Annotated in this window: 15 protein-coding genes and 1 pseudogene; 6 read left to right on the plus strand and 10 right to left on the minus strand. The window is 73.1% G+C overall.

Annotation, left to right across the window (positions count from 1 at the left end; all coding sequences use genetic code 11):
* Positions 1–70 precede the first annotated feature (70 nt).
* The 4 genes and pseudogenes from ACFWRT_RS25970 to ACFWRT_RS25985 all read right to left on the minus strand — a co-directional run.
* Positions 71–2,110, minus strand: a complete 2,040-nt coding sequence (locus ACFWRT_RS25970) for a TerD family protein (RefSeq protein WP_380953748.1) — start codon at positions 2,108–2,110, stop codon at positions 71–73.
* A gap of 116 nt (positions 2,111–2,226) precedes the next feature.
* Complete coding sequence (locus ACFWRT_RS25975) at positions 2,227–2,805, minus strand: TerD family protein (protein ID WP_327217649.1); 579 nt, start codon at positions 2,803–2,805, stop codon at positions 2,227–2,229.
* Positions 2,806–2,963: 158 nt separating this feature from the next.
* Positions 2,964–5,093: an excinuclease ABC subunit UvrB gene (gene uvrB, locus ACFWRT_RS25980; protein ID WP_380953747.1), complete on the minus strand. Its 2,130-nt coding sequence runs from the start codon at positions 5,091–5,093 to the stop codon at positions 2,964–2,966.
* Positions 5,094–5,140: 47 nt separating this feature from the next.
* A pseudogene (locus ACFWRT_RS25985) lies at positions 5,141–5,785 on the minus strand (MHYT domain-containing protein); the annotation flags it as partial.
* A gap of 236 nt (positions 5,786–6,021) precedes the next feature.
* Between ACFWRT_RS25985 and ACFWRT_RS25990 the strand changes: the two are divergent.
* From ACFWRT_RS25990 to ACFWRT_RS26000, 3 genes are all read left to right on the plus strand, one after another.
* Positions 6,022–6,933, plus strand: a complete 912-nt coding sequence (locus tag ACFWRT_RS25990) for a glycerophosphodiester phosphodiesterase family protein (protein WP_380953746.1) — start codon at positions 6,022–6,024, stop codon at positions 6,931–6,933.
* Between the two features lie 92 nt (positions 6,934–7,025).
* Positions 7,026–7,592, plus strand: a complete 567-nt coding sequence (locus ACFWRT_RS25995; protein ID WP_380953745.1) for a methylated-DNA--[protein]-cysteine S-methyltransferase — start codon at positions 7,026–7,028, stop codon at positions 7,590–7,592.
* Between the two features lie 215 nt (positions 7,593–7,807).
* On the plus strand, positions 7,808–9,088 hold the full coding sequence (locus tag ACFWRT_RS26000) for an MFS transporter (RefSeq protein ID WP_380953744.1): 1,281 nt from the start codon (positions 7,808–7,810) through the stop codon (positions 9,086–9,088).
* Between the two features lie 49 nt (positions 9,089–9,137).
* Here ACFWRT_RS26000 and ACFWRT_RS26005 read toward each other — a convergent pair whose 3' ends face one another.
* On the minus strand, positions 9,138–9,500 hold the full coding sequence (locus tag ACFWRT_RS26005) for a cupin domain-containing protein (protein ID WP_380953743.1): 363 nt from the start codon (positions 9,498–9,500) through the stop codon (positions 9,138–9,140).
* Between the two features lie 105 nt (positions 9,501–9,605).
* On the opposite strand from ACFWRT_RS26005, the gene ACFWRT_RS26010 reads away from it, so the two are divergent.
* Both ACFWRT_RS26010 and ACFWRT_RS26015 read left to right on the plus strand, forming a co-directional pair.
* Entirely contained in the window at positions 9,606–10,550 is a 945-nt protein-coding gene (locus ACFWRT_RS26010) for a pseudouridine-5'-phosphate glycosidase (protein ID WP_380953742.1), read from the plus strand.
* Positions 10,547–11,461: a carbohydrate kinase family protein gene (locus ACFWRT_RS26015; RefSeq protein ID WP_380953741.1), complete on the plus strand. Its 915-nt coding sequence runs from the start codon at positions 10,547–10,549 to the stop codon at positions 11,459–11,461. Before ACFWRT_RS26010 ends, ACFWRT_RS26015 begins: the two co-directional genes overlap by 4 nt.
* A gap of 9 nt (positions 11,462–11,470) precedes the next feature.
* Here ACFWRT_RS26015 and ACFWRT_RS26020 read toward each other — a convergent pair whose 3' ends face one another.
* Together ACFWRT_RS26020 and ACFWRT_RS26025 are read right to left on the minus strand one after the other, a co-directional pair.
* The gene (locus ACFWRT_RS26020) at positions 11,471–12,115 is read right to left on the minus strand and encodes a nucleoside/nucleotide kinase family protein (protein WP_380953740.1); all 645 of its coding nucleotides are present in this window, start codon (positions 12,113–12,115) and stop codon (positions 11,471–11,473) included.
* A gap of 40 nt (positions 12,116–12,155) precedes the next feature.
* Positions 12,156–12,821, minus strand: a complete 666-nt coding sequence (locus ACFWRT_RS26025) for a winged helix-turn-helix transcriptional regulator (protein ID WP_380953739.1) — start codon at positions 12,819–12,821, stop codon at positions 12,156–12,158.
* 86 nt (positions 12,822–12,907) lie between these two features.
* On the opposite strand from ACFWRT_RS26025, the gene ACFWRT_RS26030 reads away from it, so the two are divergent.
* Positions 12,908–14,119, plus strand: a complete 1,212-nt coding sequence (locus tag ACFWRT_RS26030) for a pyridoxal phosphate-dependent aminotransferase (protein WP_380953738.1) — start codon at positions 12,908–12,910, stop codon at positions 14,117–14,119.
* A 487-nt stretch (positions 14,120–14,606) separates the two neighbouring features.
* Here the strand turns inward: ACFWRT_RS26030 and ACFWRT_RS26035 are convergent, their stop codons facing one another.
* Genes ACFWRT_RS26035 through ACFWRT_RS26045 form a run of 3 tightly spaced genes read right to left on the minus strand, consistent with a single transcriptional unit; the run spans position 14,607 to position 19,867 of the window.
* The gene (locus ACFWRT_RS26035) at positions 14,607–15,338 is read right to left on the minus strand and encodes a DUF7873 family protein (protein ID WP_380953737.1); all 732 of its coding nucleotides are present in this window, start codon (positions 15,336–15,338) and stop codon (positions 14,607–14,609) included.
* A gap of 43 nt (positions 15,339–15,381) precedes the next feature.
* On the minus strand, positions 15,382–16,737 hold the full coding sequence (locus tag ACFWRT_RS26040) for an SWIM zinc finger family protein (RefSeq protein ID WP_380953736.1): 1,356 nt from the start codon (positions 16,735–16,737) through the stop codon (positions 15,382–15,384).
* 22 nt (positions 16,738–16,759) lie between these two features.
* Complete coding sequence (locus tag ACFWRT_RS26045) at positions 16,760–19,867, minus strand: DEAD/DEAH box helicase (protein ID WP_380953735.1); 3,108 nt, start codon at positions 19,865–19,867, stop codon at positions 16,760–16,762.
* Positions 19,868–19,941 lie beyond the last annotated feature (74 nt).

Consider the following 19,941-nt stretch of genomic DNA (forward strand, 5'->3'; position numbering starts at 1 on the left):
CATGACCAAGGGTAGGTAAAGAAAAAGGTAAAGTCATGGCAAAATAGGCAGGTCGGATGCGGTGTCGTGGTCAGCGGCCGGCAGCTCTGCGGGCGGCTGTGACCGCCGCCAGGACCTGCTCCAGGACCCGGCTGCCCGGTGGCGTCACCGGCGGCTCATATGTCCAGGCGTGACCGACCCAGGGGTCGGCGAGGTGGCTGTCGGCGACCGGGGTGATCCGCAGCAGCGAACGCCACAGGGGGTCGAGCACCGGTCCGTACGCACTCGCGTCTTCGCGGTCCGCCACCATCAGCAGATGCACGCCGACCGCGGGGCCCTCGTCGGCGAGGTAGCGGAGCTGGGTGACGGCCCGGTCGTCGAAGCCGTGCGGGAAGTCGTTGACCACCAGGAGCTGCTCGCCGGTGTCCAGGTCGGGCGGGAGCGAATCGGCCGCGCCGGCCCGCACCGCCATCTGCACCAGGTCCACGCGGCGGGTGAGGTGGGCGAGGACCGAGGCCACCCCCTGGGGCCCGGCGGCCGGCGGCCCGGCGAGGACGCCCGCGTCGACCAGCGGCGCCAGCGGGCCCGCCGCGGCGCCCGCCGGGTCGATGACGTGCACCGAGAACTCGCCGGGCGGATAGACCGCGAGCAGCCGGGCGGCGTGCAGGACGGCGGTCTCCATCGCCAGGCGGCGCAGCCGGTCGCTGTCGGTGAGGGCGGCGGCCTCGGAGGCCGTACGCCCGCTGTCCACCCATATCCCCCGCTCCAGCGGCAACCGGACGAGCAGCGGAATGCGCAGGCCGGTGCGCTCGGGCAGGTGGAGGTCACCGAGGCGCAGAGCCATCGGCAGCTCCATCGGGACGCGGTGGGCGTGCCAGACGGGGTTGTCCCAGCCGGCGTACGCGGCGGGGAGCGCGGGCTCGACGACGGCGGCTTCGGCGGCCAGTTGGGCGAGGTCGCGGTCGAGGACCTCACGGGCCCGGGCGGTCAGCTCGTCGCGCTTGGCACGGGCCTCCTCGCGGGCACGGTCGCCCGCGCCGCCGATCCGGTTGCGCGGGTCGGAAAGAGACCGGTCCAGCTCCTGGTCCATCCGGGACTCGGCGAAGTCCACGGCGCTGCGGTAGGCCGCGGCGGCCCTCGCCAGGTCCTCGAACATGCCCCAGATCTGGTTGTAGAGCCGTTCGTCCATCGACCAGCCGGTGGCGTCCCCGGCGACCGGCTGCGCGGCCTGCCCGGGCTGGGCGGGGGGCGCGGTGGGCGGCGGCGTCGGCGGGGCGGCGTGCTGCCGGCGCGGGTGGGCGTAGTTGATGGGGCCGCCGGGGGTGGGGGCGGAGTCGGCCGCCGGTTGTACGGGAGTGGCCGGCGGTTGTACGGGGTCGGCCGCCGGTTGTACGGGAGTGGCCGGCGGTTGTACGGGGTCGGCCGCCGGTTGTACGGGAGTGGCTGCCGGCTGTACGGGAGTGGCTGCCGGGGGCTGTGGAAGTGCGGCGGGCGTGGGGCCGGGGTCCGTCGGCCCGGAGGCGTGGCGTACGCGGTCGCCTTCGGGGGTGCGGGGTGGCGGCGGGGCCACCGAGCGGGCCAGGGAGCGGGCGACCGCCTCCTGGATGGACGCGGCCAGCTCGGCCGCGCCGACCAGGCCCTGGTCGGCGAGCATCTCGGCCAGGCCGGCCGCGTACCCCTGGCCGACGGCCCGGACCTTCCAGGCGCCCTGGCGGCGGTAGAGCTCCAGGGCGCTGACCGCCGACTCGGCGTCCAGGCCGGTGAGCGTGAAGGTGGCGATCTCGGTGCCGTCGAGCCCGGTGACGGCGACGAAGGGCGCGGCGGTGGTGCCGAAGCGGGTCGGGCCGCCCACGCCCGACGGGAGGGCGAGCAGCACGGTGACCCGGTGCACCGTCTCGGGCAGGGCCTCCAGGTCGACGGCGAGGCGGTGGCCGGCCGCGGCCTGCTGGGAGACTTCGAGGCCGGGGAGCTGGGGCGAGCCGGGGTGGGCGATCCACTCGGCGCCGCGTACCACGCCCCTCTCGTCGCCGAGGGTGGCGCCGGCCACGACGGGTGAGCCCGCCGACACCCGGATCTCCAGACGGGTCTGGGGCAAGGTGTGGTTCTGTCCCCGGACCAGTTCGGCCGTCATTGCGCTGTCCCCCTCGACGATGTGTTCTGCGCGCGGTCCCGCGCGGTGCGGCTCCCGGAGGCGGGTGCCCGCGGGAGCCGCACGTGCCGGTGCCAGCCTGATCCGGTCCGGTCCGCCTACAGGTGGGGCAGGATGGAGGGCATCAGGTCCTGGAAGGTGCGGCCGTTGGCCGGGTTCCCGAGGGCCGTCATCTGCCATCCGCTGCCCGCACGGTGCACCTTCGCCATGATCTGGGCGGTGTACTGGCCGCCGCCGTCCAGCGTGTACCGGGCGAGCTCCTGGCCGTTGGTCTCGTCGACGATGCGGCAGAAGGCGTGTCGGACTTCCTGGAACGTCTGTCCGGTGAAGGAGTTCACCGTGAAGACGATCTGGTCGATGTGGACGGGGACGCGCTGGAGGTCGACGAGGATCGCCTCGTCGTCGCCGCCGGAGCCGGCGCCGCCGACCAGGTTGTCGCCGGTGTGCTTGACCGAGCCGTCGTCGCTGACGAGGTGGCGGAAGAACACGACGTCGACGGGCTGCTTGTCGGCGAAGAGCACCGCCGAGGCGTCGAGGTCGATCTCCCGGGTGCGCGAGCCGAACAGACCGCGGCGCGGAGCCGCCTGCCAGCCGAGCCCCATCCGTACCGCCGTCAGGGTCCCCCCGTCGCTCTTCTGCAGGTTGATGGCCTGACCCTTGGTCATGTTGACCGTCACGCGCTGTCCCCTCTCGGCATGGCCCCGCAACCGTGGTGTGCGGTATCCCCGCACCCTACGCATTCCCCCCGGGACGGCAGCAGGTTCGGTCCGTTTTTGTGTCGGTCTTGCAACACACCGGGCGTACGGCGACCGCCGTACGCCCGGTGTGCCGGCCCTCAGGCGAGGCCCGCCTCCTTCATCTGACGCAGCTCCTTCTTCAACTCGCCCACCTCGTCGCGCAGCCGGGCGGCCACCTCGAACTGGAGGTCGGCGGCGGCGGCCCGCATCCGGTCGGTCATCTCCTCGATGATTCCGGCCAGTTCGGTCGCGGGACGGTCGCCGACCACCGCACCGGCCGACGTGCCCTTGCCCTTCGCGCCGCCCTTGGCCGCCTTCACCCCGAGCGTCGGCACCGGCGTCTTGGCCTCCTTGCCCTGCCGGTAGCCGGTGCCGAGGAGCTGCTCGGTGTCGATCTCCTCGCGGGCGATGGTCGCGACGATGTCGTTGATCTTCTTGCGCAGCGGCTGCGGGTCGAGCCCGCGCTCGGTGTTGTAGGCGATCTGCTTCTCACGGCGGCGGTTGGTCTCGTCGATGGCCTGCGCCATCGCCGGGGTGACCTTGTCCGCGTACATATGGACCTGGCCGGACACGTTACGGGCGGCACGGCCGATGGTCTGGATGAGCGAGGTGCCCGAGCGCAGGAAGCCCTGCTTGTCGGCGTCGAGGATGGCCACGAGGGACACCTCGGGGAGGTCGAGGCCCTCCCGCAGCAGGTTGATGCCGACCAGGACGTCGTACTCGCCGGAGCGCAGCTCGCGCAGCAGCTCGATGCGGCGCAGGGTGTCGACGTCGCTGTGCAGATACCTGACCTGGATGCCGAGCTCCAGGAAGTAGTCGGTGAGGTCCTCCGACATCTTCTTGGTGAGGGTGGTGACCAGGACCCGCTCGTCGCGCTCGGTGCGCTTGCGGATCTCGTGCACCAGGTCGTCGATCTGGCCCTCGGTGGGCTTGACGACGATCTCGGGGTCGACCAGGCCGGTGGGACGGATGATCTGCTCGACGAAGCCGTCGCCGCGCGAAAGCTCGTACTTCCCCGGGGTGGCGGAGAGGTAGACCGTCTGGTCGATCCGCTTCAGGAACTCCTCCCACTTCAGCGGGCGGTTGTCCATGGCGGACGGCAGCCGGAAGCCGTGGTCGACGAGGGTCCGCTTGCGGGAGGCGTCGCCCTCGTACATCGCGCCGATCTGCGGCACGGTGACGTGCGACTCGTCGAGGACGAGCAGGAAGTCCTCGGGGAAGTAGTCGAGGAGGGTGTTGGGGGCGGTGCCGGGGGCCCGCTCGTCGAAGTGCATCGAGTAGTTCTCGACGCCGGAGCAACTGCCGATCTGGTGGAGCATCTCGATGTCGTACGTGGTGCGCATGCGCAGCCGCTGGGCCTCCAGCATCTTGCCCTGCTTCTCCAGCTCGGCCAGGCGGGCTTCGAGCTCCTCCTCGATGCCCCGGACGGCCTTCTGGAGCCGCTCGGGTCCGGCCACGTAATGGCTGGCGGGAAAGACGTGCAGGGCCCGGTCCTCGCTGATGACCTCGCCGGTCAGCGGGTGCAGGGTGGAGAGGGCCTCGATCTCGTCGCCGAACATCTCGATGCGGACGGCGAGCTCCTCGTAGACCGGGAAGATCTCGATGGTGTCGCCGCGGACGCGGAAGGTGCCGCGGGTGAACGCGAGGTCGTTGCGCGCGTACTGCATCTCCACGAACCGGCGCAGGAGCTGGTCCCGGTCGATCTCCTCGCCGACCTTGAGCTGGACCATGCGGTCCACGTACTCCTGCGGCGTACCGAGGCCGTAGATGCAGGAGACGGAGGCGACCACGACCACGTCGCGCCGGGTGAGCAGGGAGTTCGTCGCCGAGTGGCGCAGCCGCTCGACCTCCTCGTTGATCGAGGAGTCCTTCTCGATGTAGGTGTCCGACTGCGGGACGTACGCCTCGGGCTGGTAGTAGTCGTAGTACGAGACGAAATACTCCACCGCGTTGTTCGGCAGGAGTTCGCGGAACTCGTTGGCGAGCTGGGCGGCGAGCGTCTTGTTCGGCGCCATCACCAGGGTGGGGCGCTGCAGCTTCTCGATCATCCAGGCGGTGGTCGCCGACTTGCCGGTGCCGGTCGCGCCGAGCAGGACGACATCCTTCTCACCTGCGCGGATACGCCGCTCCAGCTCGGCGATGGCCGCCGGCTGGTCGCCGCTGGGCTGGTAGGGACTGACGACCTCGAAGGGCGCCACCGAACGTTCGATCTGGGAAACAGGCCGCATGGAACCACCGTACGGCCCCCCACTGACAACGGCCTCGGATGCGCTCAGTCCGAGGACACGTGGCCGGAGGTGGGGCCGGGGGCGGTCGGATGCAGGTGCACGCCGAGCGCGGCCATGCCGGTGTAGTGCATCCCGGTCACCGCGACGGCCATCATGAGGCCCGCGCCCAGGCCGGAGAGGAGGACCCGGGCGGAGAGGGCGGCCCGGAGCGCGGCGGTGGCGGCGGTCGCGGCTATCAGGGCGGAAAGGACGACGAGGGGTGTCTCGTACGTGAAGTGCCCCCGGAAGCGGATGCCCGCCATGCCCAGGTAGTGCGTGGAGGCGATGCCGAGGCCGGTGAGGGTGCCGCCGGTGATCAGCGCCATGCGGGTCGCGCCCCGGTACCCGACAATGAAGAGCCCGACGCCGGCCATCACGACGGCCACGGCCAGGGCGGCGAGGGTGTAGGGCTTGTCGTGCGAGAGCGGTGCCTCCACGACGGTGAAGCCCGTCATCGCCACGTAGTGCATGGTCCAGATCCCGCAGCCGATGGACAGCGCACCGAGCGCCAGCCGGCCGGTCTTGAAGGAGCGTGCCGTGCGCAGGGACCTGATGCCGCAGCGGAGTCCGAGAGCGGCCCCCACCCCGGCCGCGAGGAAAGCCAGGACCGGGATCACCGGACCATGGATGAATCCCTCAACCGTTCCCCGCACGCCGTCACGCCTTTCGAGAAAGCCCGGGTTCGAGGGGGATCCCCCAGGGCCCTGCAGGCATATGTAAGGAACACATTTTATCGGCACGGGACCGTGCTCCTGGTCCCCCGGGGTGTTCACCACCCACTCCGGGGGCGCGGATTTCCGTTCATTCCGTGGCCATCGCCGCCCCGCCCGGCGTTGGTGGGCCGCTGCCAGTCTCGTCGTGTCCGCACCCTCCGATACGGGGAGTCCACGTGTTCGTACGCACCGCAACCGCCTCCACCGCCGCCGCGGCCCTCCTCGGGGGCGGCGCCCTGCTGCTGCCCGTCGCCCAGCCGCAGGAGACGGCCGCCCGGCCGCAGGTGACGGCCGCCCGGACCCCGGACCGGCAGGTACGCCCCCTCGTCATCGCCCACCGGGGCGCGTCGGGGTACGCGCCGGAGAACACGCTCGCCGCCGCGGACGCCGCGAAGGCGCTCGGCATCGAGTGGGTGGAGAACGATGTCCACCGCACCAGGGACGGTGTGCTCGTCGTGCTGCACGACACCGACCTGAAGCGCACGACGAACGTCGAGGAGGTCTTCCCCGGCCGTGCCCCGTGGGCGGTCAAGGACTTCACCGCCGCCGAGGTGGCGAAGCTGGACGCGGGCAGTTGGTTCGGTAAGCAGTTCGCGGGGGCCCGGGTGCCGACGCTGGCCCAGTTCGTGGACCGCCTGGAGCGCAACCGGCAGAAGCTGCTCCTGGAGATCAAGAGCCCCGCGACCTACCCGGGCATCGAGCGGGACATCCTGCGCGTGCTGGGCAGGGAAGGGTGGCTGGACCGCTCGCACGTGCGCGGCCGCCTGGTCATCCAGAGCTTCGGCGCCGACAGCGTCAAGAAGGTGCACGCCTTGCGCCCCGACATCACCACCGGCTTCCTGGGCACCCCGGCGGTGGCCGACCTCCCCTCGTACGCGGCGTTCACCGATCAGATCAACCCCTCGCACACGACGATCGGCGCCGACTACGTGGCGGCCGTGCAGCGGCTGAAGGGGCCGCACGGCAAGCGGCTGCGGGTGAACACCTGGACGGTCAACGACGCGGCGAACGCGGCGAAGGTCCGGGGCTACGGCGTCGACGGCATCATCACCAACTATCCGGACGTGGTGCGCGACGCCACGCGCTGACGGGGCGGCGCCCGGGTCGGTGGGGGGGCGGGCCTGTCCGGTTTCCGCCGACGGGAGCGGCGTTGTCAGTGGCCGGTCGTACCGTGGACGGCATGAACAGCTACGGGGCCGGCGCGGCCGGTGCGGAGCCGGCCGTCGAGTGGTCCGTCGTCGGGAGCGCCATCGGGCCGCTGCTGCTCGCCGCGACCCCCGCCGGCCTGGTGAGCGTCGCCTTCCACGCCCGCCCGGACGTACGGGACGCGGCGCTCGCCCACCTGCGGACCCGGCTCGGCTCGGAGCCGGTGGAGGCACCCGGCTCGGAGCGGCTCGCCGAGCCGATACGCCGGCTCGCGGCCTACTTCGCGGGTGAGCGGCAGGACTTCGGCCTGGCGCTGGACTGGTCGCTGACGGCCGGTTTCCACCGTGAGGTGCTCCGCGAGCTGGAGTCCGGGGTGCCGTACGGGACGGTCGTCGGGTACGGGGAGCTGGCCGCGCGGGTCAACCGGCCCGAGGGGGCTCAGGCGGTGGGGGCCGCCATGGGGTCCAACCCGCTGCCGGTGGTGGTGCCCTGCCACCGGGTGGTGGAGAGCGACGGCGGCCTCGGGGGGTTCGGGGGCGGGCTGGAGACGAAGCGGCTGCTGCTGGCGTTGGAGGGGGTGCTTCCGCAGCCGTTGTTCTAGGGGGTGGGTGTTCGGCTGTCGCGGGGGCTCGTACAGCTGTTGAGGTGGAGGGGGGTGGCCGTGCGGCGATCGCAGGGGGTGGACGCGCGGCGGTGGTCAGGGGTGGACGTGCGGCGGTCGCAGCGGGTGGCGGGTCGTGCGCTTCGCGGGCGCGTCGGCGGTCGGTTCACTCGTACGGGTGCATCGCGCCGTTCATCTGATGGCACACTGCGCCGGTGACACCATCCCTCCCCCGCTCCGCCGTCCCCCCGGTCACGGCCGCCGGCCTGCCCGCCCTCCAGCGCCGCACTTCGACCGTGCTCGTCGTCAGCCAGATACTCGGCGGCCTCGGTGTTGCCATCGGCATCGCCCTGGCGCCGATGCTGGCCACCGAGGTGACCGGCTCCGAGGCCCTGTCCGGGCTGGCCCCGACCGCGTCCGTCGCCGGTACGGCACTGCTGTCGCTCCCGCTGGCCGCCCTGATGACCTCGCGCGGCCGGCGCCCCGGCCTGGTGCTCGCCTATCTGATCGGCGCGCTCGGCGGCGCCCTGGTGGTCCTCGGCACGATCGCGCGCAGCTTCCCGCTGCTGCTGCTCGGGATGGCCGCGTTCGGCGCCGGCTCCTCCGCCAACCTCCAGGCCCGGTTCGCGGCGGCCGACCTGGTCGGGCCGGAGCGGCGGGGCCGGGCGATCTCCACCGTCGTCTGGGCCACCACGATCGGCTCGGTGGTGGGCCCCAACATCGCGGCCCCGGCGGGCCGGCTGTTCCGCGGGGGCCCGGTGCCCGAGACCGCGGGCCCCTACCTCTGGTCCGCGGTCGCCTTCCTGGCCGCCGGGGTGATCGTGGCCGTGCTGCTGCGCCCGGACCCGCTGCTCACGGCGCGCGCCTTGGCGCCGCAGAGTTCGCAGGGGGAGCGGAAGCGGTCCCTGCGCGCCGGGGCCGCGGCCGTACAAGACTCTCCGATGGCCAAGCTGGCCCTGGGGACCGTCACCGTGTCGCACACCGCGATGGTCTCGATCATGGTCATGACCCCGGTCCATCTGGGCGGGCACGGCGCCGGTCTCCAGCTCATCGGGCTGGTCATCAGCGGACACATCGCGGGCATGTACGCGTTCTCGCCGGTGATGGGGTGGCTGGCCGACCGCTTCGGCCGGCTCTCCGTGATCGGCCTCGCGGTCGGTCTGCTGAGCTGCGCCGCGCTGCTCGCGGGCACCGCCGGGCCCCGGCACGGCCAGACCGCCCTGGGGCTCTTCGTGCTCGGCCTCGGCTGGTCGGCGGGGATGATCGCCGGTTCGGCCCTGCTCACCGACTCCGTGCCGCAGGAGGCCCGGGCGGCCGTGCAGGGGCTGTCGGACCTGACCATGAACGCGGCGGCGGGGATCGGCGGAGCGACGGCCGGGGTGATCGTCGCCCAGTGGGGGTACGGCCCACTGAACGCGATCGGTGCCGCACTGCTGCTGCCGGTGGCCGCACTGGCGCTGCGGCGGAGCATGAAGCCGTCCGCCGCCGGGGCATGAAGCCTGCCGCCGCCGGAGCCTGAGGCCCGCACCGCAGGCACCACAGGCCTCAGAGGCTGATGTGGTACGCCTTGCGCAGCGTCTCGTGGACCGTCCACGTCGTCCGGTCGCCCTCGCGCAGGACGCAGGCGTCCCCCCGCCCGATCTCCAGCGTCGCGCCGCCCTCGACCACCACGGTCGCCCGCCCGCTGACGACCACGAACAGCTCGTTCGCCTCGGTGTCGGTCACCACGCCCGGCGTGATCTGCCAGATCCCGCGCACCTGCTTGCCGTCGGCGGACTCCCACAGCACCTTGCCCGTCACCACGGGCTCACCCGAGAGAATCTGTGCCGGATCCAGCGGCTCCGGTTCGAGCTCGGCGTCCGGGATGTGCACGGCGAAGGAGGCGGGGGCCTGGTCATTTGTCGTCATGGCCGGTCACCTTAGCGACCACTTCCGGCCGACCCGCCACCAGGACCGGCCGGAACCGGTCCCCCCGTGGTTTGCGGCCCTCCTGCCCGCGACAGGGATGGGGGCATGCCACAGAACACCGACACCTCCTACGAGCCGGTCCTCTCCGCCGAGGTACGCGCGGCTCTGGCCGGCGGGCTGCCCGTCGTGGCCCTGGAGTCGACGATCATCGCGCACGGGCTGCCGCGCCCCCGCAACCTCCGGGTGGCCGTCGAACTGGAGGGGATCGTCCGGTCCGCCGGTGCGGTCCCGGCCACCATCGCCGTCCTGGACGGGCAGGCCCATGTGGGCCTGGAGAAGGACCAGTTGGAGCGGGTGGCCGGGGACCCGGCGGTCCGGAAGCTGGGCCACCGCGATCTCGCCCCCGCCCTCGCGCTCAGGGCGAGCGGGGCGACGACGGTCTCCGCGACCGCGTTCCTGGCGGCACGGGCGGGCCTGCGCTTCTTCGCCACCGGCGGGCTCGGCGGCGTACACCGGGAGTGGGCCGACAGCCAGGACGAGTCGGCCGATCTGCGGCTGCTCGCCCGCACCGGGATCACGGTGGTCTGCGCGGGCGTGAAGTCGATCCTCGATGTCCCGGCGACGCTCCAGCGCCTGGAGACCCTGGGCGTCGGCATCCTCGGTTACGGCACCGACCGCTTCCCCGGCTTCTATCTGAGCAGCTCCGGCCAGTCCGTCGACTGGACCGTGCACAGCCCGGAGGAAGTGGTGGAGGTGGTCCGGGCGAAGGAGGCGCTGGGCGGCCCGGACGCGGCGCTGATCGTCGCCAACCCCGTACCGGAAGCGGACCAGTTGGACCCCACGCTGCATGACCGGGTACTCGCGGAGGCGCTCGACGCGTGCCGGACGCGTGGGATCACCGGGCAGGGCGTCACCCCGTTCCTGCTGGAGGAGCTGATGCGGCGCACCGGGGGCGCGTCGCTGGAGGCGAACCTGGCAGCGGTGCGCGGGAACGTGCGGCTCGCGGCACGCATCGCAGCAACCGCAGCCGCAGCGGCGGCCGTACGGTGACCGACGCCGGCCCGGCGGCGGGGCGCGGGCTCCTCGTGGTCGGTGAGGTGGTCACCGATGTCGTGGCGCTCCACGGCTCGCCGCTCGTCCACGGCACGGACACCACCGCCCACATTCTGAGCGTGCCGGGCGGCGCGGGAGCCAACGTGGCGTGCTGGGCGGTGCGTTCGGGGTGCCGGGACGTGGCGCTGGTGGCGCGGGCGGGCGCGGAGTCCGCCGGCTGGCACCGGGAGGCGCTGGAGCGGGCCGGGGTGCGGGCGCTGCTGGCGGTGGACCCGGAGGTGGCGACCGCGACCGTCATCGCACTGGTGGACGCCGCCGCCGAGCGGACGTTCCTCACCGACAGCGGGGCCGTACTGCGCCTGGCCACCGAGGACTTCGCGCCCGCGATGCTGGACGGCGTGGGGCGGCTGCACCTCTCCGGCTATCTCCTGTTCGCCGCGGCGAGCCGCGCCACGGCGCTGCTCGCCCTGCGTACGGCCGTGGAGCGAGGCGTTCCGGTGAGCGTGGATCCGGCGTCGGCGGGGTTCCTCGCGGAGCTGGGGCCGAAGCGGTTCCTGGGGCTCGCGGAGGGGGCCGAGCTGCTGCTGCCGAATGCGGACGAGGCCCGGTTGCTGACCGGCCTCCCCGAACCGGAGCAGGCGGCGGCCGAGTTGAGCCGTACGTTCCCCCGGGTCGCCGTCACCCTGGGCGACCGGGGTGCGGTGGTGGCCGCCGGGGGCGTGGTGACGGGGCGGGTCCGCGCGCGGCCGGTCCGGGAGCCGGTCGACTCGACGGGGGCGGGTGACGCGTTCACCGGCGGGTTCCTCGCGGCCCTGCTGGCCGGGGCGGACGACGAGGCCGCCGCGGCGCAGGGCTGCCAGGCCGGGGCCGAGGCGGTGACCACGGTGGGCGGACGCCCACCCACGTAGAAGGAGCGCCTAGAGGCCCCCCAGCCCCGACCACGCCGGATGGTGCGGGTCGTCCGCGCGCACGACCACGTCCGCGACCTCGGAGGGCGCCACCTCCTCCTCGTACCGGGCGAAGGCAGGCAGCGTCCACCGCTCCCCCTCCGCCGTGCGCCGCCGCAACGCCCCCGGCGAGAGCCGCACATGGACGCTCAGCGCGAACGGGAACCAGTGCCCGAGCAACAGCGGCCCGTGCACGATCACCACCCCGCCCTCCGGCAGCGGGTGGTAGGGAGTGCGCGTGGCCCGGTCCGTCACCGGGTCCCACAGATCGGGCAGCACCCGTCCGGAGCCGCCCGCCTCCAGCGGCCCGAACACCTCGCGCCAGAGCGCTCCCGTGTCGAACCAGGTACTGGCGTAAGAGTCCGGGTCCTCCTTCCCGTACTCGAACCGCAGGCTCGCCGGGCGCAGGAACCCCTCGGTGGGAACCACGAGCACCGACCGGCCGAGCAGCCTCAGCTCATCGGCGACGCGTTCCGCCAGGTCACCGGTGCGGGCGGCCGGGGCGCCGTCGATACCGAGGGTGAGCCAGGGGGCGCCGTCGGCGGCGGTCAGGCCGTCGCCGTGCCGGGCCAGCTCACCGGCCAGCCGTTCCCAGGTGATCGCTTCGAGTCGCACGCCTCCATCATCCACGGCGGAACATGCCGCCCCGGAAGCCTCACCCGCCCCGCAGCTCCGCGGCGAGCGCTCCCTCCCCCGCCACCTCGATCCGGCCGTCCTTCACCGCCTCCGCGAGGGTGACATCGCCGCGCCCCAGCTCCAGGCACAGCTCGGCGTCGAGGGTGATGCGGGCGTCGGACAGGGGCGCCGGGCCGAACCCGTACGGCTCGACCGCCGCACCCACTCCCGTACGGACATGGAACTCCCCCTCGTCCAGCCGCACTTCGAGGACGCCCTCCTGCGTCAGCCCGGTCAGCGCGCGCAGCAGCGGCAGGGCGAACCAGTGGGCGCGTACGGCGTCGGTGGGGCGGCGTTCGGTGAGGGCCGGGGCTCCCCACTCGGCGAGGGCGGTGAGGACGGGGAGGAGTCCGTGACCCCGCTCGGTCAGCTCGTAGACCGACGCGGCGGCGGGCGGCGGGAGTTTGCGGCGTACGGCGAGGCCGCCCTGCTCCATGTCCTTGAGGCGGGAGGCCAGGACGTCGGTGGAGACGCCGGGCAGATCGGCGTGGAGGTCGGTGTAGCGGCGGGGACCGGCGAGCAGTTCGCGGACGATCAGCAGCGTCCACCGGTCGCCGACGGAGTCGAGGGCGCGGGCGGAGGCGCAGAACTGGTCGTAGCTCCGGCGTCTGACGGGGCGTGCGGCGGCGGGCTGCTGACGTGGCATGCGACGCAGTCTAGACATGTTGTTGGACTTTCCAAGCTCCCACTTGGTAAAACCAAGTATCGCAGTTCGGCTCGGGGAGGCACCGCATGGAGTTCCGGCAGTCCAGCAAGCTCAACGAGGTCTGTTACGAGATCCGGGGCCCGGTCATCGAGCACGCCAACGCCTTGGAGGAGGCGGGCCACAGCGTGCTGAGGCTCAACACGGGCAACCCGGCGCTCTTCGGCTTCGAGGCGCCGGAGGAGATCGTCCAGGACATGATCCGGATGCTGCCGCAGGCCCACGGCTACACCGACTCGCGCGGCATCCTCTCCGCGCGGCGGGCGGTGGCCCAGCGCTACCAGGCCATGGGGCTGACCGAGGTCGGCGTGGACGACATCTTCCTCGGCAACGGGGTCTCCGAGCTGATCTCCATGGCCGTCCAGGCGCTGCTGGAGGACGGCGACGAGGTGCTGATCCCGGCCCCCGACTTCCCGCTCTGGACCGCCGTCACCACCCTCGCGGGCGGCAAGGCCGTGCACTACATCTGCGACGAGGGATCCGACTGGAACCCGGATCTCGCCGACCTGGCCTCGAAGATCACCGACCGGACCAAGGCCGTCGTGATCATCAACCCGAACAACCCCACCGGCGCGGTCTATCCGCGCGAGATCCTCGAAGGCATCCTCGATCTCGCGCGCCGGCACGGGCTGATGGTGTTCGCCGACGAGATCTACGACCAGATCCTGTACGACGGGGCCGAGCACCACAGCGCGGCCGTCCTCGCCCCGGACCTGGTCTGCCTCACCTTCAGCGGGCTCTCGAAGACGTACCGGGTAGCCGGGTTCCGCTCCGGCTGGATGGTGGTCTCCGGTCCGCACCAGCACGCCCGCAACTATCTGGAGGGCCTCACCATGCTGGCCTCCATGCGGCTCTGCCCCAACGCGCCCGCGCAGTACGCCATCCAGGCCGCGCTCGGCGGCCGGCAGTCCATCCGGGAGCTGGTGGCGCCGGGCGGCAGGCTGCACGAGCAGCGCGACCGGGCCTGGGAGCGGCTGAACGAGATCCCCGGCGTGTCGTGCGTGAAGCCGAAGGGCGCGCTGTACGCGTTCCCGCGCATCGACCCGAAGGTCCACCCCATCGTCGACGACGAGAAGTTCGTCCTGGACCTGCTGCTGCGGGAGAAGATCCAGGTGGTGCAGGGTACGGGCTTCAGCTGGCCGCGCCCGGACCACTTCCGCATCCTGACCCTCCCGTACGCCGACGACCTCGACGCGGCGATCAGCCGCATCGGCCGCTTCCTGAACGGGTACCGGCAGTGAGTGGCCCGCAGGAGTCCGAGGGCCCGCCCCGGAGAACGGGAGCGGGCCCGGAGGCGTAGCCGGCCTCCGGGCCCTGGGTGTGCCGCCCATCTGGCACGCCGGCACGTTTAAGGGTCCGGGTCAGTCATGATGTCGTCGCGTCCTGCCTTTGGACCACCGCAGATCGAAGCTCTGCGGGCCGGACTTGAACCGGCATCTCGACGCGCGCGGGCCCGGGCCCGTTCGATCCGGCGATCGGCGGCGAATGCTGAGTCTGGAGCAAGAGTCTGAGATTGACGGCGGTCTGCCTCTGCCTGCTTGGGCTACTCCGGCCCGTGCCGGAGGGAGGATTCGAACCTCCACTGGAACCGCGCCTTCACGACAAGCTTCAGTTTCAGCTTGCGCTCCTCGCGCACCCCGGTGGCCTTGATCGGCTGCCGGGGAATCCATGGTCGGTCACCCGAAGAGGTGACCGAGGCCGGTCACCCGGAGAGATGACCGAGGCCGGTCACCCGAAGAGGTAACCGAATACCGCATCACCCACCCGCTGGTCGGTGACCTCGGCGCCGTTGGCCTCCTCGCGGGCGAACTTCACCGCCTGCTGGAGCTTCTCGACCCGGTCCAGCAGCTCGTTGACGCGCCGCGCGGGCAGCGCCCCGGAGAACTTGACGGTCGTCCAGTACCCGATCGGGATGTCCTCGTAGTACACCTCGACCTGCGCCGGGTGCTTCTCGGTGGCCTCCGCCTTCACGTGGTTGCGGGGCACCTTCTTCGTACGGAGCGTCCTGACCGGCTCGGTCTTCCAGGAGTCCGTGGACGGGTCCTGCACCCAGGACTCGGCGGCGTCCAGCACCGGGAGCTTGCGGATGAAGGTGGTGAGGTCGGTGAGCTGCTTCTCCAGGAAGAGCAGGTAGGAGACCGGAACCTCGGCCACCAGCACCCGGCCGTCGACCTTCACATCGGCCCGGGCCGAGCAGTTCGCCCAGTCCTTCGTGGCGGTGACATCGAAGAGCCGGGTGAGCGTGCTCGCGGTGTCCCGCAGCACGTCCTCGGCCTTGACCTGGACCAGCGTCGACTCGGGCGGAAGCTGCTCGCCCTCCTCGTCCTTGGGCTGGTAGGTCCGGGAGATCCCGGCCAGCAGACCGGCCTTCTGCAGGCCGTGGTGGGCCGCCGTCAGGTCCTGGTGCGCCTTGGACTTGACGCCCTTCTCCACTGCGATGATCTGATTGAGTTTCGCCACGTCGAGGACGCTAGCAGCGCCAACTGGGCTGTGGCCAAGGGATTTACCGTACGTAGGTGTCGTCCGTCCCGTCGAGGGCCGCCGTGACCGTGTCGCCGGTCAGCAGGGCTTCGAGGGCGGCGACCGGGTCGGGGTCGGGGGTGGCGCGGGGCCACCAGTCGTCGGCGCCGGGGTCGGACTCGTAGCCGTACCAGCGGGCGTCGTGGCCGAAGCGGAGCTGGAGCGTGCCGGCCGGGTGGGTGAGGTGGTTGCGCCAGGGTGTGAAGCGCGGGAACTCGGCGGCGGCCAGCAGCGGCCTGGCCCGGTCGAAGGGGCCGGCCGGCGGGTCCCAGGGCTCCTCCAGGACCGTGAGGCCTTCGGCGCCGCCCTGCCGCCAGGCGGCCACCGCGCGGGCCAGGTCGGTGGTGTTGCGGCCGGTGGCGTGGGCGAGCTCCCGGTAGAGCGCGCGGGTGGTGGCGGTGAGCCCGGCGGTCGGGCGGGAGGCGGCGATCCGGACGGCGTCCTGCCAGGCGGTGAGCCCGGCCCGCGGATCGCGGCCCGTCGTCAGCAGGGTGTGGGCACGGTCGGCGGCGTCGGTGGCGAGGTGGTCCAGGCCCAGCGGGTCGCGTGCACCCGGCAGGTCCGGGTAGGACGGCGGCTGGCCCGGATACGGCGGTACGGGGAGGGGCGCCGGGAGCGGCGGCAGGTACCGGTCCATGAGCGCTTCCGCCGCCGGGACCGAGGGGACGGCCGGGGCGGCGGGGCGCTCGCGGGCGGTGTGCTCGGCGTTGCGGCGGCCCAGTTCGTCCAGCAGGTCGCGCTCGCCCCGCCCCCGCATCAGCAGCAGGACGAACGGGTCGCTGTCGAGCAGCCGCGCGGTCTGGTAGCAGAGGGCGGCGACATGCTTGCACGGCCGGCCGTGGTCGGGGCACGTACAGCTCGGGTCCAGGTCGTCGCCGCCGGGCAGCAGCCGGACGTCGGCCTCCCGCGCGGTGTCGGCCAGGGAGTGCGGCATCTCCTTCGCCAGCAGCGCGGAGAGGTGGCCGGGGTGGGCGGCGACCGCGTCGAGCAGAGTGTCCCAGCCGGTGTCGGTGAAGGTGCGCAGCCGCAGCTCGGCGCGGTAGGGGCGGGCGCGGCTGCCGTGCACATAGGCGACGACGCGGCCGGGGGTGACGGTGATCGTGGCGACCTTGCCCTCGTCCGCGTACGCGCGGCCGCGGGCGAGCCGGGCCCCGTCCATCGACAGGGACTCCAGCGCGGCCACCCAGGCGCGGCCCCACCAACTGTCGGCGAAGGGCTCGCCCTCCGGCGAGGTGCGGGCGGGCACGGCCTCGAAGGTGCGGCGCAGGTCGTCGGGGCCGGGGCGGGCACGGGGGGCCGACCTTCGGGCGGCCGGGCCGGTGGTCGGGCGCGGGCTCATGCGCGCCTCCGCGGTGACGGGCTCATGCGGGCCTCCGCAGCGAGACGAGGTCGGCGAGGTCCCGGTCGCTCAGCTCGGTGAGGGCGGTCTCACCGGCGCCGAGCACCGCGTCGGCGAGGGCGCGCTTGGACTCCAGCAGCTCGGCGATCCGGTCCTCCACCGTGCCCTCGGCGATGAGCCGGTGGACCTGCACGGGCTGGGTCTGCCCGATGCGGTACGCCCGGTCGGTGGCCTGCTCCTCCACGGCCGGGTTCCACCAGCGGTCGTAGTGGATGACATGGGCGGCGCGGGTGAGGTTGAGCCCGGTCCCGGCCGCCTTGAGGGAGAGCAGGAAGACGGGGACCTCGGCGGACTGGAAGCGGTCCACCATCCGCTCCCGCTCGGGCACCGGCGTACCGCCGTGCAGGAGTTGGGAGGGGATCGCGCGGGAGGCGAGGTGGGCGGAGAGGAGCTTGGCCATCGTCACGTACTGCGTGAAGATCAGGACCGAGCCGTCCTCGGAGAGGATCGTGTCGAGCAGCTCGTCCAGCAGGGCGAGCTTGCCGGAGCGGCCGGTGAGCCGGGTGGGCTCCTCCTTCAGATACTGCGCCGGGTGGTTGCAGATCTGCTTGAGCGAGGCCAGCAGCTTCATGACGAGACCGCGGCGGGCGATGCCCTCGGCCGCCTCGATCTGCGCCATCGTCTCGCGCACCGCCGCCTCGTACAGCGTGGCTTGCTCCCGGGTGAGGGAGACGGGGTGGTCGGTCTCCGTCTTGGGCGGCAGCTCGGGGGCGATGCCGGGGTCGGACTTCTTGCGGCGGAGCAGGAAGGGGCGGACCAACCGGGAGAGCCGCTCGACGGCCTCCTCGTTGCCCAGGCCGGCGGCCGTACCGGTGTTCTCCACGATCCGGGCGTGCCGGGCCCGGAACGCCTTGAGCGGGCCGAGCAGTCCGGGGGTCGTCCAGTCGAGCAGGGCCCACAGCTCGGAGAGGTTGTTCTCCACCGGGGTGCCGGTCAGGGCGACCCTGGCCGGGGCCGGGATGGTGCGCAGGGCCTTGGCGGTGGAGGAGTGCGGGTTCTTGACGTGCTGGGCCTCGTCGGCGACGACCAGACCCCAGGTGTGCGCGGCGAGCTGGGCGGCGCTGGAGCGCATCGTGCCGTACGTGGTGAGGACGAAGCCGCCGTCCTGCTCACCCAGGGACCGGTCGGTGCCGTGGAAGCGGCGGACCGGGACGCCGGGGGCGAAGCGGCTGATCTCGCGGTGCCAGTTGCCGAGGAGGGAGGCGGGGCAGATCACCAGGGTGGGCGCTTTCCGCGCGCGGTGCAGGTGGAGGGCGATGAGGGTGATCGTCTTGCCGAGGCCCATGTCGTCGGCGAGGCAGCCGCCGAGCCCGAGCGAGGTCATCCGGTCCAGCCAGGCCAGCCCGCGCAGTTGGTAGTCGCGCAGGGTGGCGTCGAGACCGGGCGGCGGTGCGATCGTCGCGTCGTCGGCGAGGATCCGCGTACGGAGCACGGCGAGGGCTCCGACCGGGACGGCCTCGACCTGCTCCCCGTCCACCTCGGCGCTCCCGGTCAGGGCGACCGCCAGCGCGTCCACCGGGTCCAGCAACCCCAGCTCCCGCTTGCGCGCCTTCCGTACGAGAGCGGGGTCGACGACCACCCACTGGTCGCGCAGCCGCACCACCGGGCGGTGGGCCTCGGCGAGGGTGTCCATCTCGGCCTCGGTCAGCCGCTCGTCGCCCAGCGACACCTGCCAGTTGAAGGCGAAGAGCTGCTCGGCGTCGAAGAACGAGGTGCCGTCGGTGGCCGATCCGGGCGCGGGCCGCACGACGGCGGCCGCGGTCAGCGAACGGGCCAGCTCACGCGGCCAGTGCACGTGGACCCCGGCGGCGGCCAGCCGGGCTCCCGCGTCGCTCAGCAGCTCGTACAGCTCGTTCTCCGTGATGGCGAGGACGTCAGGGACGGGCTGGTCCAGCAGCCGCTCCAGCGGTCCCCAGACCCGGGCGGCCCGGCGCAGCGCCAGCACGGCGTCGACCCGGGAGCGCGGCCCGAACGGCTCGCCCGCCAGCCCGTTCCACAGGGCGGCGGCGTCGACCACGTACGTCGGGTCGGCCAGGCTGTGCACCTGCACGACGGCCGCGGCGGCATGGCGGACCGCAGGATCGTCCGGGTGCGCGGGGGCGTCCGGAGCGTCCGGGTGGTCCGGGGCGTCCGGGTGGTCCGGGGCGTCCGGGGTGCCTTCGTCGGCGTTGTCCCGGGAGGCCGTGACGGCGTAGGTGTCGGCCGTGTCGAACAGCTCGTAGGCGGAGAGGTCGAGCCGGAGCGAGACCCGCACCCCCGCGTCCAGGCCGGAGGCCACCTCCACGGCCCAGGCGGCGGCGTACGGCAGGTGCTGGGGCTCCCGGGCGGCGAAGGGCGCGCCCATCGCGAAGGCGGCGGCGGGGGTGCGCGGGAGCGTGTCGGCGACCGCGTCCAGGAAGGAGCCGATCAGCGCCTCCGGGTCGGGGAGCCGGGGCGGATCGAGCTCCGGGAGCGGCACCGCGTACCCCTCGGAGGGCATCGCGGCGGCGGTGGCCCGCAGGTGTGCGACGTCCTCGGCGTCCCGGGGGCCGGCCCGCCAGGCGTCGTGGCCGCCCGCCGTGAGACCGGGCAGCAGCCGGCCGCGTGCGACCAGGTGGAGGGCGTGCAGCGCGGCCGCACCCCAGCAGCGGGTGGCGGGGTGGGCGGACGCCTGGTGCCGGGCGCGGACGAGCACGGGGAGCGCGTCGGCCACGGAGAGCAGCGCGGCGGGCACCTCGGCGCTGCGGACACCGCTGGCGGTGGTCCCGTCCCCCCGAAGGACGGTGAGCTGGTCCGGGCTGTACGGCACGGCGTCGGGCGCGGCCCGGTCGTCGGCGTGGGACCCCTCCGCGTAGGCACGGTCCGCGTAGGCACGGTCCGCGTAGGCACGGTCCGCGTACGCGAAGGAGGAGGCCCCGTCCCGCGCGGGCGCCCCGGGCTCCGCGTGCGGGTCCCAGAAGGCGATCCGGCCCTCGCGCGGGACCGGGCCCGGCAGGAAGACCGCCGCGCAGCGCAGCAGCCGGCCGACGTCCGCGGTGCGCGGCTCGCCGACGCCCGGGTCCCGGGCGCCCTGTGCCCTCGGCTCCGCCATTCCGGCCACCCCCTCCCGCCTGGTCCGCTGATCCTGCCGGCACGGTTGATGCTGACTCTGCGAGTCTAGGCGCG

Source organism: Streptomyces cyaneofuscatus, from assembly GCF_042718795.1.
Lineage (GTDB): Bacteria > Actinomycetota > Actinomycetes > Streptomycetales > Streptomycetaceae > Streptomyces > Streptomyces cyaneofuscatus_A.